This is a genomic window from Empedobacter sedimenti (assembly GCF_030005555.1).
Taxonomy (GTDB): domain Bacteria; phylum Bacteroidota; class Bacteroidia; order Flavobacteriales; family Weeksellaceae; genus Empedobacter; species Empedobacter sedimenti.
Map to the genome: position 1 here is coordinate 55,457 of NZ_JASCQG010000007.1, position 20,453 is coordinate 75,909.

General features: G+C 28.9%; 17 protein-coding genes. 2 read left to right on the forward strand and 15 right to left on the reverse strand.

Annotated elements, in window-relative coordinates; genetic code table 11:
* Positions 1–61: 61 nt before the first annotated feature.
* From QHG34_RS08145 to QHG34_RS08165, 5 genes are all read right to left on the reverse strand, one after another.
* Complete coding sequence (locus tag QHG34_RS08145) at positions 62–1,315, reverse strand: primase-helicase family protein (RefSeq protein ID WP_282629682.1); 1,254 nt, start codon at positions 1,313–1,315, stop codon at positions 62–64.
* A 111-nt stretch (positions 1,316–1,426) separates the two neighbouring features.
* Positions 1,427–1,705: a helix-turn-helix domain-containing protein gene (locus QHG34_RS08150; RefSeq protein ID WP_282629683.1), complete on the reverse strand. Its 279-nt coding sequence runs from the start codon at positions 1,703–1,705 to the stop codon at positions 1,427–1,429.
* A gap of 107 nt (positions 1,706–1,812) precedes the next feature.
* On the reverse strand, positions 1,813–2,790 hold the full coding sequence (locus QHG34_RS08155) for a hypothetical protein (RefSeq protein WP_282629684.1): 978 nt from the start codon (positions 2,788–2,790) through the stop codon (positions 1,813–1,815).
* 170 nt (positions 2,791–2,960) lie between these two features.
* Positions 2,961–4,202 carry a phage integrase SAM-like domain-containing protein gene (locus QHG34_RS08160; protein ID WP_282629685.1) on the reverse strand — a complete coding sequence of 414 codons (1,242 nt, stop codon included), beginning with the start codon at positions 4,200–4,202 and terminating at the stop codon, positions 2,961–2,963.
* Between the two features lie 301 nt (positions 4,203–4,503).
* Positions 4,504–7,116: a carboxypeptidase-like regulatory domain-containing protein gene (locus QHG34_RS08165; protein ID WP_282629686.1), complete on the reverse strand. Its 2,613-nt coding sequence runs from the start codon at positions 7,114–7,116 to the stop codon at positions 4,504–4,506.
* A 418-nt stretch (positions 7,117–7,534) separates the two neighbouring features.
* On the opposite strand from QHG34_RS08165, the gene QHG34_RS08170 reads away from it, so the two are divergent.
* The gene (locus tag QHG34_RS08170) at positions 7,535–8,320 is read left to right on the forward strand and encodes a GLPGLI family protein (protein ID WP_282629687.1); all 786 of its coding nucleotides are present in this window, start codon (positions 7,535–7,537) and stop codon (positions 8,318–8,320) included.
* Between the two features lie 9 nt (positions 8,321–8,329).
* Here the strand turns inward: QHG34_RS08170 and QHG34_RS08175 are convergent, their stop codons facing one another.
* From QHG34_RS08175 to QHG34_RS08220, 10 genes are all read right to left on the reverse strand, one after another.
* Positions 8,330–8,773: a hypothetical protein gene (locus tag QHG34_RS08175; RefSeq protein ID WP_282629688.1), complete on the reverse strand. Its 444-nt coding sequence runs from the start codon at positions 8,771–8,773 to the stop codon at positions 8,330–8,332.
* A gap of 72 nt (positions 8,774–8,845) precedes the next feature.
* The gene (locus QHG34_RS08180) at positions 8,846–10,213 is read right to left on the reverse strand and encodes a DUF5458 family protein (RefSeq protein ID WP_282629689.1); all 1,368 of its coding nucleotides are present in this window, start codon (positions 10,211–10,213) and stop codon (positions 8,846–8,848) included.
* Between the two features lie 25 nt (positions 10,214–10,238).
* A complete protein-coding gene (locus QHG34_RS08185) occupies positions 10,239–10,688 on the reverse strand; it encodes a type VI secretion system contractile sheath small subunit (protein WP_282629690.1) in 450 nt (149 codons plus the stop codon).
* Positions 10,689–10,793: 105 nt separating this feature from the next.
* Entirely contained in the window at positions 10,794–11,939 is a 1,146-nt protein-coding gene (locus QHG34_RS08190) for a hypothetical protein (RefSeq protein WP_282629691.1), read from the reverse strand.
* Positions 11,940–11,951: 12 nt separating this feature from the next.
* Positions 11,952–12,854, reverse strand: a complete 903-nt coding sequence (locus QHG34_RS08195; protein ID WP_282629692.1) for a TssN family type VI secretion system protein — start codon at positions 12,852–12,854, stop codon at positions 11,952–11,954.
* A gap of 43 nt (positions 12,855–12,897) precedes the next feature.
* Positions 12,898–13,863: a hypothetical protein gene (locus QHG34_RS08200; RefSeq protein WP_282629693.1), complete on the reverse strand. Its 966-nt coding sequence runs from the start codon at positions 13,861–13,863 to the stop codon at positions 12,898–12,900.
* The gene (locus QHG34_RS08205) at positions 13,863–15,668 is read right to left on the reverse strand and encodes a type VI secretion system baseplate subunit TssF (RefSeq protein ID WP_407080906.1); all 1,806 of its coding nucleotides are present in this window, start codon (positions 15,666–15,668) and stop codon (positions 13,863–13,865) included. Before QHG34_RS08205 ends, QHG34_RS08200 begins: the two co-directional genes overlap by 1 nt.
* Before the next feature lie 63 nt (positions 15,669–15,731).
* Positions 15,732–16,172 carry a GPW/gp25 family protein gene (locus QHG34_RS08210; protein ID WP_282629695.1) on the reverse strand — a complete coding sequence of 147 codons (441 nt, stop codon included), beginning with the start codon at positions 16,170–16,172 and terminating at the stop codon, positions 15,732–15,734.
* 63 nt (positions 16,173–16,235) lie between these two features.
* Complete coding sequence (locus tag QHG34_RS08215; protein ID WP_282629696.1) at positions 16,236–17,084, reverse strand: lytic transglycosylase domain-containing protein; 849 nt, start codon at positions 17,082–17,084, stop codon at positions 16,236–16,238.
* Positions 17,085–17,106: 22 nt separating this feature from the next.
* Entirely contained in the window at positions 17,107–19,599 is a 2,493-nt protein-coding gene (locus QHG34_RS08220) for an ATP-dependent Clp protease ATP-binding subunit (protein ID WP_282629697.1), read from the reverse strand.
* 170 nt (positions 19,600–19,769) lie between these two features.
* On the opposite strand from QHG34_RS08220, the gene QHG34_RS08225 reads away from it, so the two are divergent.
* Positions 19,770–20,441, forward strand: coding sequence for a response regulator transcription factor (locus QHG34_RS08225; protein WP_282629698.1), 672 nt, complete (start codon positions 19,770–19,772; stop codon positions 20,439–20,441).
* The last annotated feature ends 12 nt before the right edge of the window (positions 20,442–20,453 follow it).

A 20,453-nucleotide genomic window follows, 5' to 3' on the forward strand; every position in this document is an offset into this window, starting at 1 on the left:
CATCAAACTAAATTTTGATGACAGTTTGATGATGGTTTTGATGACAGTATTTTATTATATTTCAAATAGTTATATAACTGTCATCACTGTCATCAAAAAAATGACGTATTTCGCTGAAAATTATAGAATAGTATCTTCCTTTACGATCAATTTTTACGAATTCACCATGTGGTAAAAATTCATATCCTTCATATTTATTTGAATTATTTGAAGGTATCAAACCAAGATTTTTTAATATGTTTCTCGCGTCATTTATCTCAATAGAGTTTCGTCCATGAATTCGTTTAGAAATAGATTGAATATCTTTCGGAGCAATCAAAATCTCATCCTCATTAAAATTTTCATGAATTTCATTCAAAATTTCAAATACTTTTTGCTTCGCATTTTCATTCTCATAATCCATTAATCTTGTTAATGCTTTTGTCCGAATTTGCTCAGGAGTGAACCACATACGAGTTTGTTTTGGTGTTGAATGTGGTATTCTAATCAAATAGTTCAAAAAGAAAGGGATTTCCTTGTATAGATGCTTATCAAATTCAGGGTTTTTAATAATCGAAGGGATTTTTCGAACCCAGAATCGAGTTTCTTTCTTATCTATTTTGATAAAGTTCTTTTCAAAGTTGGAAGTCATCACAAATTTGTAGAATGACTCGACTTCTTCTTTATCTTTTCCTTTGCTTTCAATCTTATTTCGGTCTGCTGTACTAAGAAATTTAATACGTTCTGTTACTTGTTGATTATCGGTAATAATTTCATCAACCAAAACTAAGAGTTTACCATTTAAATCTGAATTGAAGTTGTTTACAAACGAATCTGCATTGATAAAAGTAGCATTGAAAGAGAAAATTTTACGAAGCCATTTAAGAAAAGTACTTTTTCCTGTTTCACGTTCTGAAGAAACCAATACAAGAACAGGTAAAATTTGTGTTGGATTTTCTAACAATATTTTGAGATAATCTAAACCTAATAAATATTGTTCTCCGAATATATGTTTGATATATTGAAGTGTATAAGGAATCTTTGATTGTAGTTCTTGTAAATCAATTTCTGATTCAATTTCGATATCATAATCTAAAGGATGATAGATGTTATAGAAATCTCCTATTTCTCGTTCATAATTGATGTGTTGAGGAATACAGCAAAATCCGTAATACTTTTTGATAGCGGATATATAATCTTTACCAAGATCATTTACAATGGTTTCTTTGTTCCAAGAAATCATAATTTTCTCGGTATCTTTTGAGATGGTAGGACGCTCAATTATAGCAAAATATGATGTGCCCACTCGAATAAATTCGGCAGAATCTAAGTTCATAATAAATTGTTTGATTAATTGTTATGTCTTATATTTGCCATAGGATTTAGGCAAAACATAACGTAAGTTATTTGTATAAATGAGAGTTTAATTTGGGATTAAACTCTTTTTTTATGCTTTTACTAAATCTTGATTTTGTGAAGCGATTTTGATTAATTGACTTCTTGAATAGATAATATGTCGTCCAATCTTATAGAATGGTAATTTCCCTGCTTTTCTCCAGTTAATAATAGTTTGAACAGTTGTATCAAACATTTCAGCTACTTCTGCCTGTTTCAATCGATCTTCCTTTATAGGAAAACTAGTTTTTTCAATAAATTTTATCGCTTCATTTTTTCTTTCAGGAGCAGAATTATTATCAACTCCTTTGTCTACAAATCTGTTACTCATAATAAAAAGTTTTAATTGTTTTTAACTGAGTCAAACTTAGAATGATTTCAAAAATAAAGCTTACACCTATATTACACCTAGTTTTTAATTATCAAGTAATCAGTGTATTAATTGATTAATTTACAAAGATGGTTTTTATAATTATCAATTATTTGATTGGAATTTTTATTCAAAAAAATGTAATTTTTTATTGATTGTTCGCTTGCTGAATTAACATTTAGATATTTTGCCAATAATTTAGGAAGTAGTTTAGATAATCCTTCCAGATATTCCGAATCTTTTAAAAATGATAATACTGCATATAATTTGAATAAATTCTCTTTTTTTGATAAGTTAATATTAAAAGTATTTCGACAATTATTATACTCAACATTTGAATATTTTGTAGGATTTATATTTGTTAGATTATCCAAAATCACTCTAATCATGTATTTGTAATCTTCATTATAAATTTCACGTAAATAGATTATTAAAGATTTGTAGATTAAATGATTGTGATTGTTTTTGTTTAAATAATTTACACTTTCTATAATAACATTTTTATCAAATTTTGATAGAGGGATTGACCGTTCATTATCCAAACTTCCATTTAATAAACTTAATATTTCTTTTTCTTGAATTTTTGTGTCAAATGAATCAATTGATTCTACATTGATTAATGGAATGTAATCAAGATTTAAAATTTTAAAGAAGTTATTTATTTCGAATGTTGAATTAATAAAAGTGTGCGTATTATTCGATTCTTCTATAGTGTTTAGAATATTGTTTTTTAATAATCTAAAGGCTTTAGTATGATCGTAAATAAAAAATGAAAATAGACAATCTTTTAAATGAAATTGTTGTTTATTTTCAAATTCTAAATCTAGTTTAGCTGTGTTTTGTATTATTTTAATATCTAAATCTTTAATATATTTAAGTTTTAAATTACAAAATATAGGGTTTATTAAGGTTGTTTCAATTTCCTTTTTTATAGATATTAAATAAGCTATATAGTAACCTGTTTCAAATAATTTAGAATATTCAAAGATATTTGTAGAATATTTTTTTTCAAATAATAGAATGTTTAGATTTTCAATTTCACTCAATTGATTTTTAAGTAATGGAAAATGAATATCTATGTAATCAAATAGTGTAATAATATCATTGTAATTCAGATGTTCATTTATCGAATCTAAAAGATTTTCAATTTCAATATCTTCATTTTTGTTTAAATGAACTAAAATCTGATTCAAAGGAGTGTTAATTGTTAATTTGTTCATTTAGTTTTGTATTTAACTGTATTCCAAATATCCATTTCCTTTTGCTTTTGAACTTCTTCAATTTTAACATAGCGTCTGAAAGATTTTTCGTCTTTACTATTGGTAATGTTTCTTAAAACACGTTCATTCATTCCTAAGATTAAACCATTTGTAATAAAGGTTTTTCGTGCTACATGAGAAGTGATTAATTGATATTTTTGAAATGTCTTATAAACTCTTTCAGTTCCAATGTATCTCACTAACTTAACTTCATCAAACCATTCTAATTCTTCGCAACAATCTTGAATTTTTTTATTTAATTTCTGCGAATAAATTTTAGGAATTGGATTGTAAATTGTGTTTTTATATTTCTGTAAAATAGCTTTTGCAAAATTGTTTATTGGAATAATATGATCGTTAGTTTTGGTTTTTATCAAGGATAGATTAATATGATCGTCATAAATATTTGCATTATCAAGATTGTAAATATCCGAATGACGTAAGCCAGTAAAGCAACCAAAACAGAAAAAATCTCTGGCTCTTTCCATAGATTTATTTTCAAATTTATGATTGTATAACTCCATTAATTCATCCATTGAAAGATAAATAACTTCTATTTCATCCTCAGTACGTTTTATTCGTTTAAATTCGATAGAATTATGATATTGTCGATCAAAACTCCATTGCATAAACGTTTTTATGATGGAAATTAATTTACCGTAATAATTATTAATCGTTTTGCGCTCTTCAAAGCAGTAAAGCATAAAGACTTCCTCAAATTTCTTATTTATAGAATCGAAGCGTAATGGATATTTTGTAAAAGTTTTAAAATCATTTAGGAAATTCTGAACAGTAGTATATTTTTTAATTGTTCCAGTAGCTTTAGTTAGTTTAGAAACATCAATAAACTCTTGAAATGCTTCAAAAAAGTCGATAGAAATTTTAGTATTTTCTTCATCAAATCTTTCATTAAATATTTGTTCTGAAAAATCGATTTCATTGTATTCAAAAAACTTGAAAATAAATTCTACTTTTTCTATTACAGATTGGATTTCTTTATTTGAAGCTTTATAAAATTCATAAAATGCACTCTTTTTATGATTATTAATTGAATAATTATCTTTATTCCAATCATTGTCAATGGTTTTCGCATTAATATTCTTACGAATTCTAGCTTTTCCATGCGTAACAACTAATCTAATAGGAATCAGACCATCTTTGTTTATTTTATCTTTCCTTAGCTCAAAATGATAATTCATTATAACAACTTTTAATTAGGGGGTCAGAAAGGGGGTGTTTTTGAAATTAAAATAGGTTAAAATTAATTAAAACAAATTCATGTAAAACACTAACTATCTGTTATATAATATGTAAAAGTACATTAAAAGTTGACAAAAACAAACAGAACTCCAAGTGGGACCACAAAAGCACCTTTTTAAAGGTGCTTTTTTTATTTAATTATGCTAATTATTAATGATTTTCAATTACTAGGATGTTAATCTTAAAGTAATTCGTTGTTATAAATTGATGAATAAACTAGATTCAATTGAAAATTTTCCTCTAAAAATTAAATCTTGTTGTCAGCATAAATTGTGTTGGACGTAATTTATAAACAAATCTTTGCTCGTAATTCGCAGAAAAATTATTCTGAGAAAAATACTTTTCATTGAATAAATTATACGAACTAAATTCAAAATCAATTTTTTTCTTCTTTAATGTGTAACGATACATTAAATCTCCAAATGTAGAATTTGGATTTAAGCGAGGATCATCGTTTACATAAAAATCTAAATTCAGTTTAATATAATGACGATCTGCTGGGAAAAAATGTAAAGCAACTTGATGAATTTGATTGGTAATTGATCCAGAACTCAGATTTTCAGAGAACTTGTTTTTATAATTCGTAATTCCATATTTATATTCTATCATCATCCAACTTAATGCTCGAATAGAGGTTTCGAAATTAGAAGTTAATATAGTATTGTTAATTTCAACTAAGTTATTGTTTAATAATTGATCATATTTGGTGAAATTATAATTTGCCGAAAGATTGAAAGTTGATTTTATTTTTGAGAAATATTGACTTATTTTACCACTAATAGCGTGTGTTTGTTGATGATTTTTTTGATTGATAACTTCTAATATTGTACTTGCATCTTGATTGTATTTATAATTATACAACAAGTTATTTTCGTTCCAAGAATATGAATAGCCAAAATTAATAAAACGAGACTTTAGTGGGTTTCTATAATCAAAACGCAAAGAAGAATTCCAGTTTTTCAGTTCGTTAAATTCTCCTGATTTTTGTTGAATAGAATTGTAATTATACAAAATAAAACCATCGTGTAGATTGGTTAAACTGCCTAAATCGTTACTGAAGTTTTGGGAAGTCGAAACTTTCCAGAATTGTGATAAATTAACTGATAAATATAAATTTGGTTCTATATAAAAACGATTGAATGATTTTTTTGATTCAACTAATTTATTTGTCAAATTATACCATTGAAAAGGAATTCCGAAAGACATTTCAAGTTTATTTTTTTTGTAAGATAAACGATTGTCTACATAAGGATTAAAAGTTGACCATTGTGTATTGTTGGTAAAGATTGCCGCTGTAGGTTCGGAATCTGCAAATAAATCACTTTCTAAAGAGTGATGAATGTATTTTACTCCAATTTTTGATTGCAGAGAAAATGCTTTTAAACCTTTGGTAAATTCTGCATAATTATCTGTCAAAAATTTAGAGAAATTTAGTAGTTGACGGGCTTCTTGATAAGAATTTCCTTGATGAATAAAATCTGTAAAAACTCCTGGAGAAACATTTAAATTTTCTGTATAATCTTTGTACGAAATAATCGATTTTAGTGTAATCAGTTGTTTTCCTAATTTTTTAATTGTACTAAATTTATTGGAGAATTGACGATTTGGTTGGTTTAACTTTTGTTCGATAGGAGAAGAGTTTTGTATAAGATTTCCTCTAGAGCTATTCCAATCTCCTTTAAATTCGAGCGTGTTTGTTAAATAGCTCGTCGTGCTATTTTTTAGCAACGTAGCTTTGATATTTAGACTTTCTGTTTGCAAATAGTTTTGCTTTTTTTCATCTAAAAATACATCGCCAGTTGGTAGAAAATATTGTGTTGTTGTTTCGCCAAATCTTTTTTGATAATTATTCAGATAAGAAATATTTAAGCGAAAATCTAAGTCTTTTTTTAGTTTGAATAAATGATTCCACGTTCCCATATTTATCGCATTATCTAACCATCGTTCCGAATTAAAATCAGGTGTTTGAATTCCTGAAATAGAAAGCCATCTTTCATTAGAAAAATTTTCTGATTCATTAGAGAAATCCTGTAATTGTTGTGATACATCTTTTCCTCGATTATTTCCTTGATAAGAGGCAATTATTTGCTGTTTTTGAGTTATCAATATTGGCGTAATATTGGCATTATACAAGAGTGGAGATGCTCCAAGCCCTACTTCTGCTTTTCCAGAATATATTATTTTACTTTTCAGCTTTATGTTTAGTGCTGCACTAGTACTATAGGTTAAACTATCTAAAATTTTAATTGGTTGATGATTTTCTAAAATTTGTACTTTATCTACGGCGTCTGCAGACAAGTTTTCGTTTGCCAACATATATTTTCCGCCACTTAAATCCATTCCTTCTATATAATATGTATTGATGGGTTCGCCTTGATATAAAATACGTCCAGTACTTTCAATTTCTATACCTGGCATTTTTTTGATCACATCTGCTATAGAACGGTCTTTTATATCTTTGAAATTGCTCACATCATACGCAATCGTATCACCTTTTTTACGAATTGGAGATTCTTTTAGCTTGACTTCTTTTAATTCAATAAGTTGTTTTTGTAAAGTAAAATCAAAATTTGTAGAAGATTCATTTGCCAAATCCGACGTAAAAGCATAATCCATTGCACGAACTTTTATTTCATAGGTTTCATGTACTGGATTGTCTATTTTTAAAGTGTATTTTCCATCTGATTTAGTTATAAAGTAAGCCAAGGTTTCGTCTGAACTATTTGGCGAAATTGTGACATTAGCTTCAGATATAGGTTTTCCTTCTTCATTTTTTACAACACCTGATATTGTGAGTTGAGCAAAAATTAAGTGAGAAAGAAATGTGAGTAGTAGTGTTAATCTTGTTTTCAAAAAAAATGTTTTAGTTGAATTATATGGTATTGTTTAGGTTCTTCTATATATAACTTTTTTCTTAGGACTTCTCTTCAGTTGTCTTAGTTTAAATATTATGATTAATATAACTAAAATAACTATTAATTGATATATAGTCAAATTTCATTGTATTTATTTAATAAAATAACACAAAATAGCTTATTTATGTACAATTTTATGAAATTGAATGTAAAATCCAATTTTTATTCATTTAAAAACGCTTCTATTGATTTGTTTTCTGTTTTGTGATTATTGATTTTATACTAAGATTTTTATTTTTATAATTGTATAACTAAAATGAATTCTAAAACGTACAATTGTAACATGTTAAGTTGCGAAATGATTTAATTTTAGGTTAGCCATTAATACATTATCATATAAACAAAAAACCATTGTTATGAAGTTTTTATTCGTATTCTTTTTATTTGTATCTCAATCTATTTTTTCACAATCAACTACACAAAGGTATCTTTATGAATTAAAGAATGGATCTTCGTCTAAGATATATGTTTTAGATATCAATGAAGAGTCTGTAAAGTTTTATAAACATGATTTTTTACCTGCAGATTCTTTGTATAATGTATATAAAGATTCATATAAACTAGGAACTGCTACGACTATATACAGAACTGATTTTGCTGTTATTAAAAATAAATCTGAAAATGCATTTATTGAATTAAAAAGTATAGGTGTGTCAGATTATTATCTTGTCAAAGAAAAGGCTATAAAGCAAGACTGGAAGATAGAAAAAGAGAAGAAAAGTGTAAATGGTTTTACTTTACAAAAGGCAACTCTTAATTATAAAGGAAGAGATTGGATAGCTTGGTTTAATTCGGAAATTCCATTGCCGTATGGTCCTTATAAATTTCAAGGTTTACCAGGATTAATTTTTGAATTATATGATTCAGAAAACATTTTTCATTTCAGTCTCATAAAATCACAAAGATTAGATTCAGTTTTTGACACAACTAATTTTTTGGAAAATAATTTTGAGCATAAAAGACGTACAATAAGTGAAATTGAATACAATAAAATGTTGAAAGAATACATTAAGGATCCTTATAAAGATATGCAAGATCCTACTGTAGAGGATTTACAATATAAGAAAAAGGATATTGACTACTTGAAAAAATGGTTAGAAAAAGATAATATAGAAATTCTAAATATTCTTGGAAAGAAATAGTTTTTTAATTTATTCTTTCATAATGACTTCATTCAGAGTTTGATATTCTATATTAAACTCTTTAACCATTAATTTGTAAGCACTCAAAGGTTGGAGATATAAATTATACATATTATTGGTCTTATTAATTTTTGTTGTAGAAAGGATATTAATAGGAAATTTGATGGTGTCATTCGTTTCTTTTTCTATTTTCCCATTTGCTATTTTGTAGATATAGAACGAATTATTGTCCTTATTGTAACTATCTAACAACTGAATAGAATCTGTTGTAATAAAGGCTTTGCTCAATTCTAAAGCTTCTTTATGTGTAATACCTTGATTATCTTTTCTTCGTTCATTTTCAAATAAATCAATCGAGTATTGATCAGGTCTTTCATATTCTTTTTTACAACCGAAAATTGTGCTAAAAAGGATAAAAGAGAGTAGTGGAAGAGTAGTTTTGATTTTTTTCATTGAGTTGGTTTTAAAAAAAGGAATTTACTCGAAAGCAAACTCCTTTAAAATATATATATCCTTTTGTGTAAATTATTCTTGTTGGTATTCAGCTTCCCATTCGTTACCATCATCTCCTTTGTGACCATCAAGTTTAATCACAAAACTTTTTGTAGGGAAATATGGTGTCATACGAATATCTAACCAAACACGATCTTTGTTTACTTTATCTTGTTCAAAACGTACAATTTTGAATTTTTCGATTAATTTATCTGGACCTTTAATTTCGTCTAAGAATTGAACGATTTGTCTTCTCAAATCATCTTCGTTACGAGGATTCCAGTTTTCGAAAGCACGACGATTTAAGAAATCTAACAAAACTTTTGTTACATAATCAAATACACGAACTACAGAATAAGTTTGTAAACCAATATTATCTCCGTTAAATAAAGTTTTAGCCGAAAATGCCATGATTTTACCATACTCATTTACCATTGGTACCAATCCCATTTTCTCTAACTGAGAAATTTCACTTTTCTTCAAGTCAAATTTTACAGCGTCAACTTCGTTGATATTACCATGTTTTTTACCTGCAGCAACTTGTGACATTAAAGTTTTGTAGATTTTTCCAGCTAATGAAGTAGAAGGTGGTAAATCTACGTTTTCTTCTTCACCAACTTCTTCCGCTCTTCCGCGCCCTACAAGCCAGTTACAAGTCATAATAACATTGCTTCGGTGCAATTCTCCACCAGTTAAATTTGCAGAATCAAATAAATCCACAACATCGTCTGGTTTATCTAAATTAGCAAAATCTGTTAATAACATTACTTTGTTTTCGTTACAGATTTTTGCCCATTTTTCTACAACTTTATTAGATCCTAAATATCCTGGTAAAGCTAAAATTGAGTAATTATCACGTAAATCTAAACGGTCATAATTTTGTTTAAACTCTTCAGAAATTGCATCAATAAACAACGGATTATCTAAATCTTGTAATTGCTCTAAACTTGCATTTACAATACTTACATTGTCTACTTTATCTAACTCAGTATTTTTGTAAAACTGCGCAATTGTACGATAAGAAGTTTCTAATTCGCGAACAGAATCTAACGTGTTTTTTAAGTTAGATTTTAAATTACTTTCTGCAGATTGAGCTTTTGTTTTAGAAGAATCAGCCATTTGATCAATTGATTTATTGTTTTCTAATAAATCAACCCACAAATTAATTTTTTTCAATAAATCTTTGCGTTCATCTTCTTTATTTTGATCGTTCAAAAAGATTTCTTTTCGAGCTTTTCTTGTCGGATTCATGTTAGCAATTCCGTCAACAACTGTCTCCACAAAATTAAATCCTCCAACTTTGTTTAAGTCTTCTAATGAGTTTTTCTTTTTCTGTGCAAATTGTTGTTCACCAGCTTGCTGCTGTTGTTGTCCTTGTATAGGTTGAGGTTTGTTTTCCATTTTTTCTTAAATTTTTACAAGAGAATTATTTTTTTTCTAATTCCTGAGCGATTTCTTTTAATACATCAATCAATGCATCTTTTGTTTGCTCGTTTTCTACAATAGATTTTAAAATTTTGTTGTTTTTTAATTGTCTCAAAATTTTGTTGTATTGCTCTTGTTCGATGCTTAATTGTTTTAGATATTCAGATTTTTGAGTCAATGTTTTTGGTGTAAAATCGCCCAAATTCTGAAATCTAAATTCTTCATCTACAATTGTTCCTTCTTCTGTTTCGTGTTGTACAGAAATAGATGGTTCGAAATGACGAAAAACATCATCAACAGTTTTTAAACCTCTTACCACTTCTGGTACAAAAGGTTCGTCTGATGTTAATTGACTAACAAGAAGCGTTCTGTTTTCTTGTATATTTTGGATAGCTTCGTTAGCGTCTACTTTCACTTCGTTACCTCCAACTCCGTAATTATATACTGCCATAGTGTATGATTTTTAATTAATGGTCTATTTATATTTTGATTGTTTCTTAAAAATACTAATTTTCTATTATTTTTATTCTAAAATTTTGTTAATCATTTATTTAGATTAATCAATAACACTCCATCCTTTTTTAGGATCAATGTTAGATTTTACTTCTTGTTCATTAACAATAATACTTTCTTTGCGTTGACCGATGTAATCTAAATCGCTCAATTTTCCGAAAACAACCTCTAGATTTTTCAATAACGTATTGATTTGTACAAAAGCTTCTCCCGAATTATGATGATCGTAATTAATCTCTGCAACCGTTGTCAAGTGATTAAGAATGGTGTGTGGGGCAACTTCGCTCCATTCCAAACTGTAATTCAACATTTCTTCTAATTCTGCCGGAATCATTGTTTGTGTATTGTTATACAAATGCAAAGCAAGTTTAGAGAAAATATTAATCAAGAAAATAGGTGGTTGATTTGGCGTAATATTTTTGAACTGAAAATAATTTTCTCCAATCGTTCTGATTACGGTATGACACAACGTTTTTACATTTTCTGCTAAGGCTGTGTTTTGATTTTTATGAGATGCTTTCTGAATAATTTTGTACGCATATTGACGCAAATTACTCAACGAAATAACAAATGTGTTATAATGTTCAATCAACTTTGGGTGACTTTGTACTGATGTACAAGGCGGAATGAAATTGTGATCAATCTGAGCAATATTTGACTTAATCAATACTTTTCCTAAAACTAAATAGTTTCCACCTGAATAACTACTATTTAGGATTGTTGAATTGATTAACTCAATTTTATACTTTGGTAAAGTATACGGATGACGTGGAGGAATTTCTTCCGAATCAATTTCTCCAAAAGGAACTTTTTCAAACAAATTAACCGAAGCAATTACATAATATTCTCCGTCTTGTTCTTCATGCTCAATATTCATTGATTGAGCTAAAGATCTAATGTTTACTTTGTAATCCGTCAATTCAATTCGATAACCAGCTTGTGTTATTGCAGAACATCTTTTGATAATTAATTGTGCGTCATTTGTCGCAGTATTGATAATTTCGTAAATTGTTTTATCTGCAAATTGATCTGTAATGGGTAATAATCCGTAATTGAAATTATTTAATAAAATAGAATTAGAATCTCGGATACTATCAATAACAAAGTTTTCTTGCTCAATCAAATGTTGTTGAGAAATTTTCATTCCATCAACCCAGTTTACTGGGAAATGTTTGATTGTTTGTATCATAGGTTTATTTTTTTATGATTGTATTTTTTTTCCTTCTTCATGATGACGAATCACACGTTTACAAATAATTGTTTGATTTTCTGTGATTTTATTTGTCGCAATATCTTGTTCAAAATCAACGTATTTTCTAAAGCTGAAAAATGATTTTTTAACATAGAATATCCAATAATATGATTCGTTATTTTGATCCATTAAATTGATTGTAGAATTTGGATTCTTGAAATTATAATCATCTACAACTCTGTAAAACCAATCTCCAAAAGTGATTTCTGTTGGCAATGTTTTGGCTTTGATTAAGAAGCGTTTATTCTCATCAATATTTTTACTTAATTCTACATTTAAAACCATTAGTTTATCAAAATCAATTCCTTCAAAGTTGAATGGACGCTGATCTGGATCGTATTTCCATGTTTTGTAAATATCGAACGGAATACTTATAAATTGAACATAACAATAGTAAAAAGCCAATGGAACAATAAAGGTAAACATACTTGTTGCTGCCATATATGGATTACCTAAACCATTACTGAAATATTTGAAAATAAGTGTAAATAAATATCCTCCAAATGCAATACAAGTTAATGTTAGTACACTTTCAAAAAGAATACTCATCCAAACTTTATCAATGTGTTTTCGGAAAAATTTGTGTAATAAATTGACATGTAAAATTCCGAATCCCAAATAAACAATTTGAGAAATTAAATACCAATATGGATTGAATAAATTTCCTGAAAAACCAAACATTCCTGGTAATGCTAAACATAATCCTCCTAATAACACATAAATAATGATGTGTTTGATTTGAATAGCTGGTTTTGCTTTTCTGATAAGCCCCAAAATGAAAACCATAATCGCTACGATGATTGGCATCAATAGATACTTAAAGAAAATCGATTTTATAGAAGCTGGTTCCATTTCTATATTTGTTGTTGATATTAAAAAAATAAACATTGTCTTTTTATATAAATGTTGAGTAGCCTAAGCGGCTCGTATTTTTATTGTCTCCTAATACAAAAGAATTTTCGTTACTTTCGGTAACAAAATTCTCGAAAACCTTCACTGTAACGGGCATCAAGTAATCATAGATATTTTGCAATAATTCTCTGAATGGATGTCCAGATACATAGCGATAGATTTTATTGTACGGTATAGGTCCAATATTTACAACCCAATTTCGTTCGCCATCCATATGCTTACCATTCGGAATTAATGTGATTCCTAGCCGCGCTGTGCCCAAAATTGTAGTTTTCTCTGCATCATCTTGTTGATCAATTTCATTTGGTTGAAAACCAATTGTAACAGGTACATTATTAAATGCACTCAAAAAATGACTAATCCATTTCGTATTTCCTCTTACTTGATGTAAGAAAGGAAGAATATAGAAAAAGATTTTTGCTGTTTCTGGATCAACTTGTTTTAGCAAAGGCCACAATTCCGAAACTACATCAATTATTGTATTTGACTGATCTGCTATATCAAATTCAGTTTCTTTTATTAAAGCTGTAACTTCAGTGTTAAAAAACTCTAATTCAAAAGGTTGAAAAAACTTTCGTGCGTTATCTTCAACATCTTTTTGCTTTTTTATTTCGTTAACTACTTTTTCAATATTTCGATGATTAACTCCTAAAGAAGCTTGATGAAATAAGCCTTCGGGTAAATAATCATAAATACTCTCACGGTACGATTCTATTAAAATACTTTCTTCGTCAAATCCGAAATAAGTGGTCGAAATACTCTTAATGTCTTTTAAATAAGGGCGTTCGTTAATACCAACTCGTTTCAGAAAAACTGAAGCATTTGCATTATAAAATTTTAATAAATTAGTCGCAACAGCTTCTGCTTTAAAATCTGTTTGCAACTTATTATATTTCATGTCAGCAATATTATATAAAACACGCTCAGAAACTTCCATATTTTCTAACATTAATTTTCTATAATATTTACACGATATTCAACTCCATCAATCGCTTTTAGCTTGATGTCTTTTTTCAATACTTCGGATAAATTATCCCAATATTTTTGACCATAAAAAGCATAATTTAGAGGATAAATTTCGATATCAACAGTTCTGATAAAACCTTCTTTAGGACGATCACTAATCATCGTTCCTCTTTTTACATTAATGCGTTTTATCTCATCCCTCAATACCATTTTGCAATAATTTTTTACATCCTCTTTCGAGATGATTTTATCTCGTGTTGTTAATGCATATTTATAAGCTAAAATGGTGTCTGATCTTTTTTGTTCTTCTAATCCACCAACAGTTTCTGTTAATAAGGTTATTTTTTGCTGGTTGATTTGTGAACTCAGTTCTGTTGCTGGTCTAAAACTATTTGCCATAGAACAATTTGTCATCCAAAAAGTGGCATAAGTATGTCCAGAATTTTCAACAGGTTCTATGATAACGTAGTTTACGTCATCTTTTAATTCGCGGTTTGCATGATCAACTTTTATCATCAAACCTTTCATTTTTCCTGAAATTTCGCCTAAAACGTCTTTTACTTTATCACGATTGAAAATAGAGAATGCTGCAACTTCATCACGTAATAATTCCATCACATTTGATAGTAAATCAACTGCATTACGTTCGTTAAAGCGTTCCATTCCACCTTTTCTTACAGTGTACAAACCTTTCTCAAGATTGTTAGTTGGAGTAAAAGGAATTTCTGTATATTTTTTTCCTAATTCGTCAATTACTTCATCTACAAATAAAAAATATTCATTTTCTTCAGTTTCTAACGGGATATTGTTTCCCATTATATCTAAATTATATTCTGTTTTCTTCCATCCTCTGTTGTAAATAGGAAAAGTGTTGAGTGAAAACTGAAAATTTTCTAAAATTTCTTGGTTAAATTGTGGAGGAAATTCTAACGTCAACCAAATTAATTTTCGTCCTTTATATTCATCCAATACAGGATTTGAAGGGTCTATTTCTGTTGGTAAAGCAGATAAATCTTTCAAAATATTTTTGTCAAAACCACTTATTTCTATAAAGCGTTCATTATAAATATTTTTGATATCTTCTTTTAATTTATAATAGATTGATTGCTCTCTAAATAAACCTTCGTATCCATGTGTATCTTCAAGTGTTGGATATGTTTTTCCAGCAGAAACTTCTAATTCTAAATCATTACAAGACACTTTGATATGTGGTAACAAACGATACACAAAATCAATGTGCTCAAATGTTGGGTTAGAACAGTAGAAGCTTAAGTATTCTGGGAAAATTTCTGAAGAATAATTGGTTACATCAATTGCAATTTTAAGTTTTCGATAGTTCTCAATACTATTATTTACGCGACTAATCGGAATTTTATTTAGCTGTTCATCAATACTATAAATAGTGTTTCCAGCTAACATCAATACTGTTTGTGCATTGATTAATTCAATATGGTCAATTGGTGTAAATGGAATTGATAGTTGTTTATCTGATTGTACTTTTTTGAAAGAATTTAGATGTTTTTTTATGAAAAACTCCGAATGGTCTAATAAAATTTCTGTATCCTCTTCCGGATGTGCAAACGCAATTGCGTGTGCAGGATTGGGATGCGTATATTTTGCAGGCGTTAATAATCGTGCTAGTTTCTCTAAAATACGACCATTAACATTCTGAATTTCATTATTTGCCTTAAAAACTTCTGTGCTAAATGCATCAATTAGTAATTTAACAACAGGGTCTAAAGCTTGTACATTTTTTACACCCCAAAGTTTTGTCGCATTTTGTAGCATGCGAGCTTTGATTGATTCTTTGGAATATATTTGTTGGTTTAGGTTCATGGTTTTTTAAAAAAGTTAATCTATCGACATTGGACTTAGAAAAAGTTCGGTTGAGAAGTTATAGTTCTCATTTGTCGACTCTAATTTTGCATTAATCCCTATTTTTACTTTTTTCTTTAGTTCTGTAAAACCTTTCGTTTCATAGTCGTGTTCTACATAAGTTATATGTGCCTTTATATTAGGCTGAATCAATCTTGGTTCGTAATCTTGAATTTGACGAATTAAACTTTTAATGAAAATATTTTCCCACATAACAGTACTAACTCCATTATCAAATTCTACATCCCAAACATCATTTCCGTAGTTTTCGTCGTATCTATTTTCACCTTTTTTTGTAGTAATAAGCAGCATAATGTTTTGTGCAATGCTTTCAAAAACATCACAAGTTTCAATTTGTCCGTTGCTTGCCATTAGGTTTAATGGTCTAAAAGGTAGTTTGTAGTTCGAGTTATCCATTATAAGTTTAGATATAAAAGATTGATTGTTTTAAATTACTTCTTTTTAATAAGAAATACTAATTTAATTTTTAAAATTTAGTGATTGAGTAAGAATCTCGTCTTGATTAAGCGTAAAAGTTGTCATCAAATCATTAGGAAGAAATAACATACTTTCTCCAGATTTAGACAATTCTCTCTTAATATTTTTGTTCCATCTTAATAAATCATTTTCGTTTATATTCAGAAATTTAGCAATAACTTCAAGGTTATAAGCTGAATTAATTTGTGTTGAAGAAAGACTGAAATCAATTTTTTCGGGTACAAATGGTTTGTAAACCATTACAGCTCCACCACTAGATGTTCCATAATAATCATCTAAAACTTCACTTAATTCTCCTGAAGCATAGCTTGCATTCAAGTATTTCTGAACGTGATTAATTGTTTCATTTGGTAAATATTGGTAAAAGTCAGTGTATTTTTTTGACCCAGCTCTGTCCATCGCTTTCTGTACATTTCCTTCTCCACAATTATATGCTGCAACAACTGTAACCCAATTGCCATATTTATTGTAAAGATTAATCAAAGAGTTCGTTACAGCTTTTGTACTTCTGTAAATATCTGTACGATCTTTTTCTGTCAATCCATATTCGCTTGCATGAGCTGTCATAAATTGCCATACACCTTTTGCGCCAGCTGTAGAAACTGTATTTGGATTAAAATGAGACTCAATGAAAGCTAAATTTTTCAAGTGTCTTGGTAATCCTTTCTCTTGCAAAGAGTATTCTATAAATGATACAACGTCTTTGTTGCTATTGATTACACTTTTGTATCGTTTTACGCTATTTTCCGACGTATCTGTTGCTCCTAAACTTTGAGCATTTATACAAAACGGAATTGCTGCGAGAGCAATGACGAATAAATTTTTTAACATAGTAAGTAGAGAGGTTTATGTTTTATTTTTTAGTATCCGAAATTTTCCATTTAAGTTCTTGATTCTTTTTATTTAAATCTAAATTGATCGTTTGTCCAGCTTTTACTTCTTCGCGAACAATCATTTTAGAAATTGGACGTGCTATCTGAGTTCTAATCACACCAGAAATTTGTCTTGCACCATATTTACTACTAAAACCGTTTGTAGCTAAGTGTTTGATTGCTTCCTTAGAAATAGAAAACTCCATATTCATGCGAGATAATGAATTAATCAATGATTTTAATTGAATTGAGAAAATCATTTCTGCCATTTCTTCTGTAATTGGAGCAAACGGAATAATTTCTGTTATACGAGCCAAGAATTCTGGTCTGAAACGTCCTGAATCAGTCATGATTTTCATTAAATTAGAAGATGCTGGAATTTCTTTTCTTTCAAAATATTTCACGATTTCTTCACTTCCGATATTCGAAGTGAAAAGGATCAATGAATTACTGAAATCGCCTTCTTTCCCTAATTTATCATGTACTTTTCCTTCGTCCATAATCTGTAAGAAAACGTCAAAAACAGATGTGTGTGCTTTTTCTATTTCATCAAATAATACAACCGAATAAGGTTGCTGACGAATTTTGTTTACCAACATTCCGCCTTCTTCGTAACCAACGTAACCAGGAGGCGCTCCGTATAATAAAGCTGCCGAATGTTCTTCTTTAAACTCAGACATATCGAAACGAATCATTGCTTTTTCGTCGTTAAACAATAATTCTGCAATAGATTTGGCTAACTCAGTTTTTCCTGTTCCTGTTGGACCAAGTAAGAAGAACGAACCAATTGGTTGTCCAGGTTTGTTTAAACCGCTTCGGTTTTCGATAATGGCATCTGAAAGAATTTTCAATGCATGATTTTGACCAACCACACGATTTGTTAGTAATTCTTCCATGTTTAGTAATTTTTCTTTCTCTTGAGATTGAATTTTACCAATAGGAATATTCGTTTTGGCTGCCATTACAGCTGCCATTTCCATTTTACCAACTTTTTCTCTTTTTACGGCTGCGTGTTGTATAAGTTCATCAAAAGTAGAATCGATGATTTTTTCGATTTCTTCGATACTCATTTTGTTATCCAAAACGTGTTGTTCTACAAGCGAACCCCACAAAATTGGACTCAATTTATTTTTTAGTAAATTATATTGCCAAATTAATTCGTCTATCTTAAATTCGTCATTCGACAAATCTTCTTTTAAGGTTTCGTAATTCTTTTTCCAATCCGCTAATTCTTTCTCTGATAATTCATCTAACATCTTGATAGAAGCCATTGTTCTATCCAATAAATCAATTGCAGAATCGGGTAGTTTTTTACCTTTTGCATAACGTTTTGCTAAACGAATACACTCTGGTAAAGCTGTTTTATCGACCTCTATTTTGTGATGATTGGTATAACCATCTAGCAAAACTTCGATCATTTTAACACAGGTTGCATCGTCTGGTTCTTCGACAACTAAAACCTCAAAACGACGATCAAAAGCGCGTTCCGGCTCTATAATTTTACGATATTCTTCTTGTGTTGTTGCACCAATAACAGTAATTTCTCCTCGAGCTAATTCTGGTTTCAGAAGATTAGCTACATTACCTGCTGTTCCTTTCGGGTCGAGAAGTGAGTGAATTTCATCAATAAATAAAATTGCTTTATTCATTTGTTTACATTCGTTAATCACTTTTTTTAAGCGATCTTCTATTTCTCCTTTATATGATGTTCCGGCAAGCAAAGAACCTGTATCCAGTTCTAATAATGTTGCTTCTTGTAACATTTCTGGAACATTGGAATTGTTTATTTCGTTCGCGAAACCTTCAATTAATGCTGTTTTACCAACACCAGGTTCACCAACAATAATTACGTTTGGCTTTGTACGACGACAAAGAATTTCGACTAAATTTCTTAATTCTTTATCACGTCCAACAATATTGTCTAATTTACCATCTTTAGCTTGTTGAGTTTTATCTATACAATAACTATTAATTGATGGGAATTTTGAATTATCAAGAGAATTGTTTCCTAAGAGTTGTTCTTCTACAGATGTTATTTTACCATCATCATTTCTGAAAAGATTAAGAATTTCATGTTCTCTTAATGGCAATGATTTTAACTCTTGTGTTGTGTAAGCAACATTTGCTTTTGTTATACTTGCTAATAAACAGATAGGAGAGATCTCGTCTAAGCCTAATTTAACACGAATTTCGTCTGCTTCTTCTAGAATGGTATCTATTTGATCATTTGGAAGAGCTTCGTTCGGTAAATGAGCTGTTTTTGGGTATTCTTCGATTCTTACATCAGCCCAGTCGTAGATATAGTTGGGATCTTTATCAATAGAAGTTAAAAAATCTCTAAGACCAATGTCTTTGTGCATAAGTGCCATCATTATATGTGATGGACCATAGGTTGCATTATAATTTTCTCTTGCGATAGATTGCGCAATATGAAAAATCTGTTTAATAGTATCGTTACTTATTAAAACACTCATAAAGTAAAATTAGGTTAGTAGATAAAATTGATGAAGTATGAGCTTCTCAACTTTAGTTTCAAAGCTACAATTATTTTTTAGAAATAAAAACATAATATTAATTATCAAAATCTTATTTATACTGCTAGTTTTTTTTTATATTAGCCTAAATTTATATTCTCTACCTAACCATGAATACTAAATCTGCAATGATTACGAAGTTTTCTATTGCTGAAAATGACTTTTATTTTAAACAGTTTTTAGTAAAAATGCTTCAAGAAAATCCATTTTACGAAATCGTGAGCGATTGTAATAATGGAAGTGAATTGATAAATAGACTCTATCGAAAACAAGAAGACGTATTTATTATCAATCTTTTTATGCCAATTATTAGTGGTATAGAAGCTATAAAAATTATTCGAAAAACGAATAATACTACGCCAATTTTGACCTATTCTTCAACTTATCAAGAGGATATGGCTGATTTACTGAATGATATTCCAAATGTTTTTTATTGTCAAAAAAATAGCATCATTATAAAAGATATTCTAAGTAATTGTATTTTGAATAAGAATACAAATTATGAGGATTATAAGAAAGAATGGGCTGGACAATCTTTAGCTGTAAAGGATTATATGGCACGTCAGCAAGAAAATCAACAAGAACTATCAGTAACAGAAATACAGATTATTAAACTTTGTTATGAAGGTTTTAGTAACAAAGAAATAGGTGATCGTATCAATTTGAGTGGTCGAACCGTGGATACGTATATTAATCGATTGACGGAACGACTTGAACTGAAAAGTAAAATAGATTTAATCCGATATTGTGTTGAACACGGCTATTACAATACAAGTATATAAACTCTTAACCTA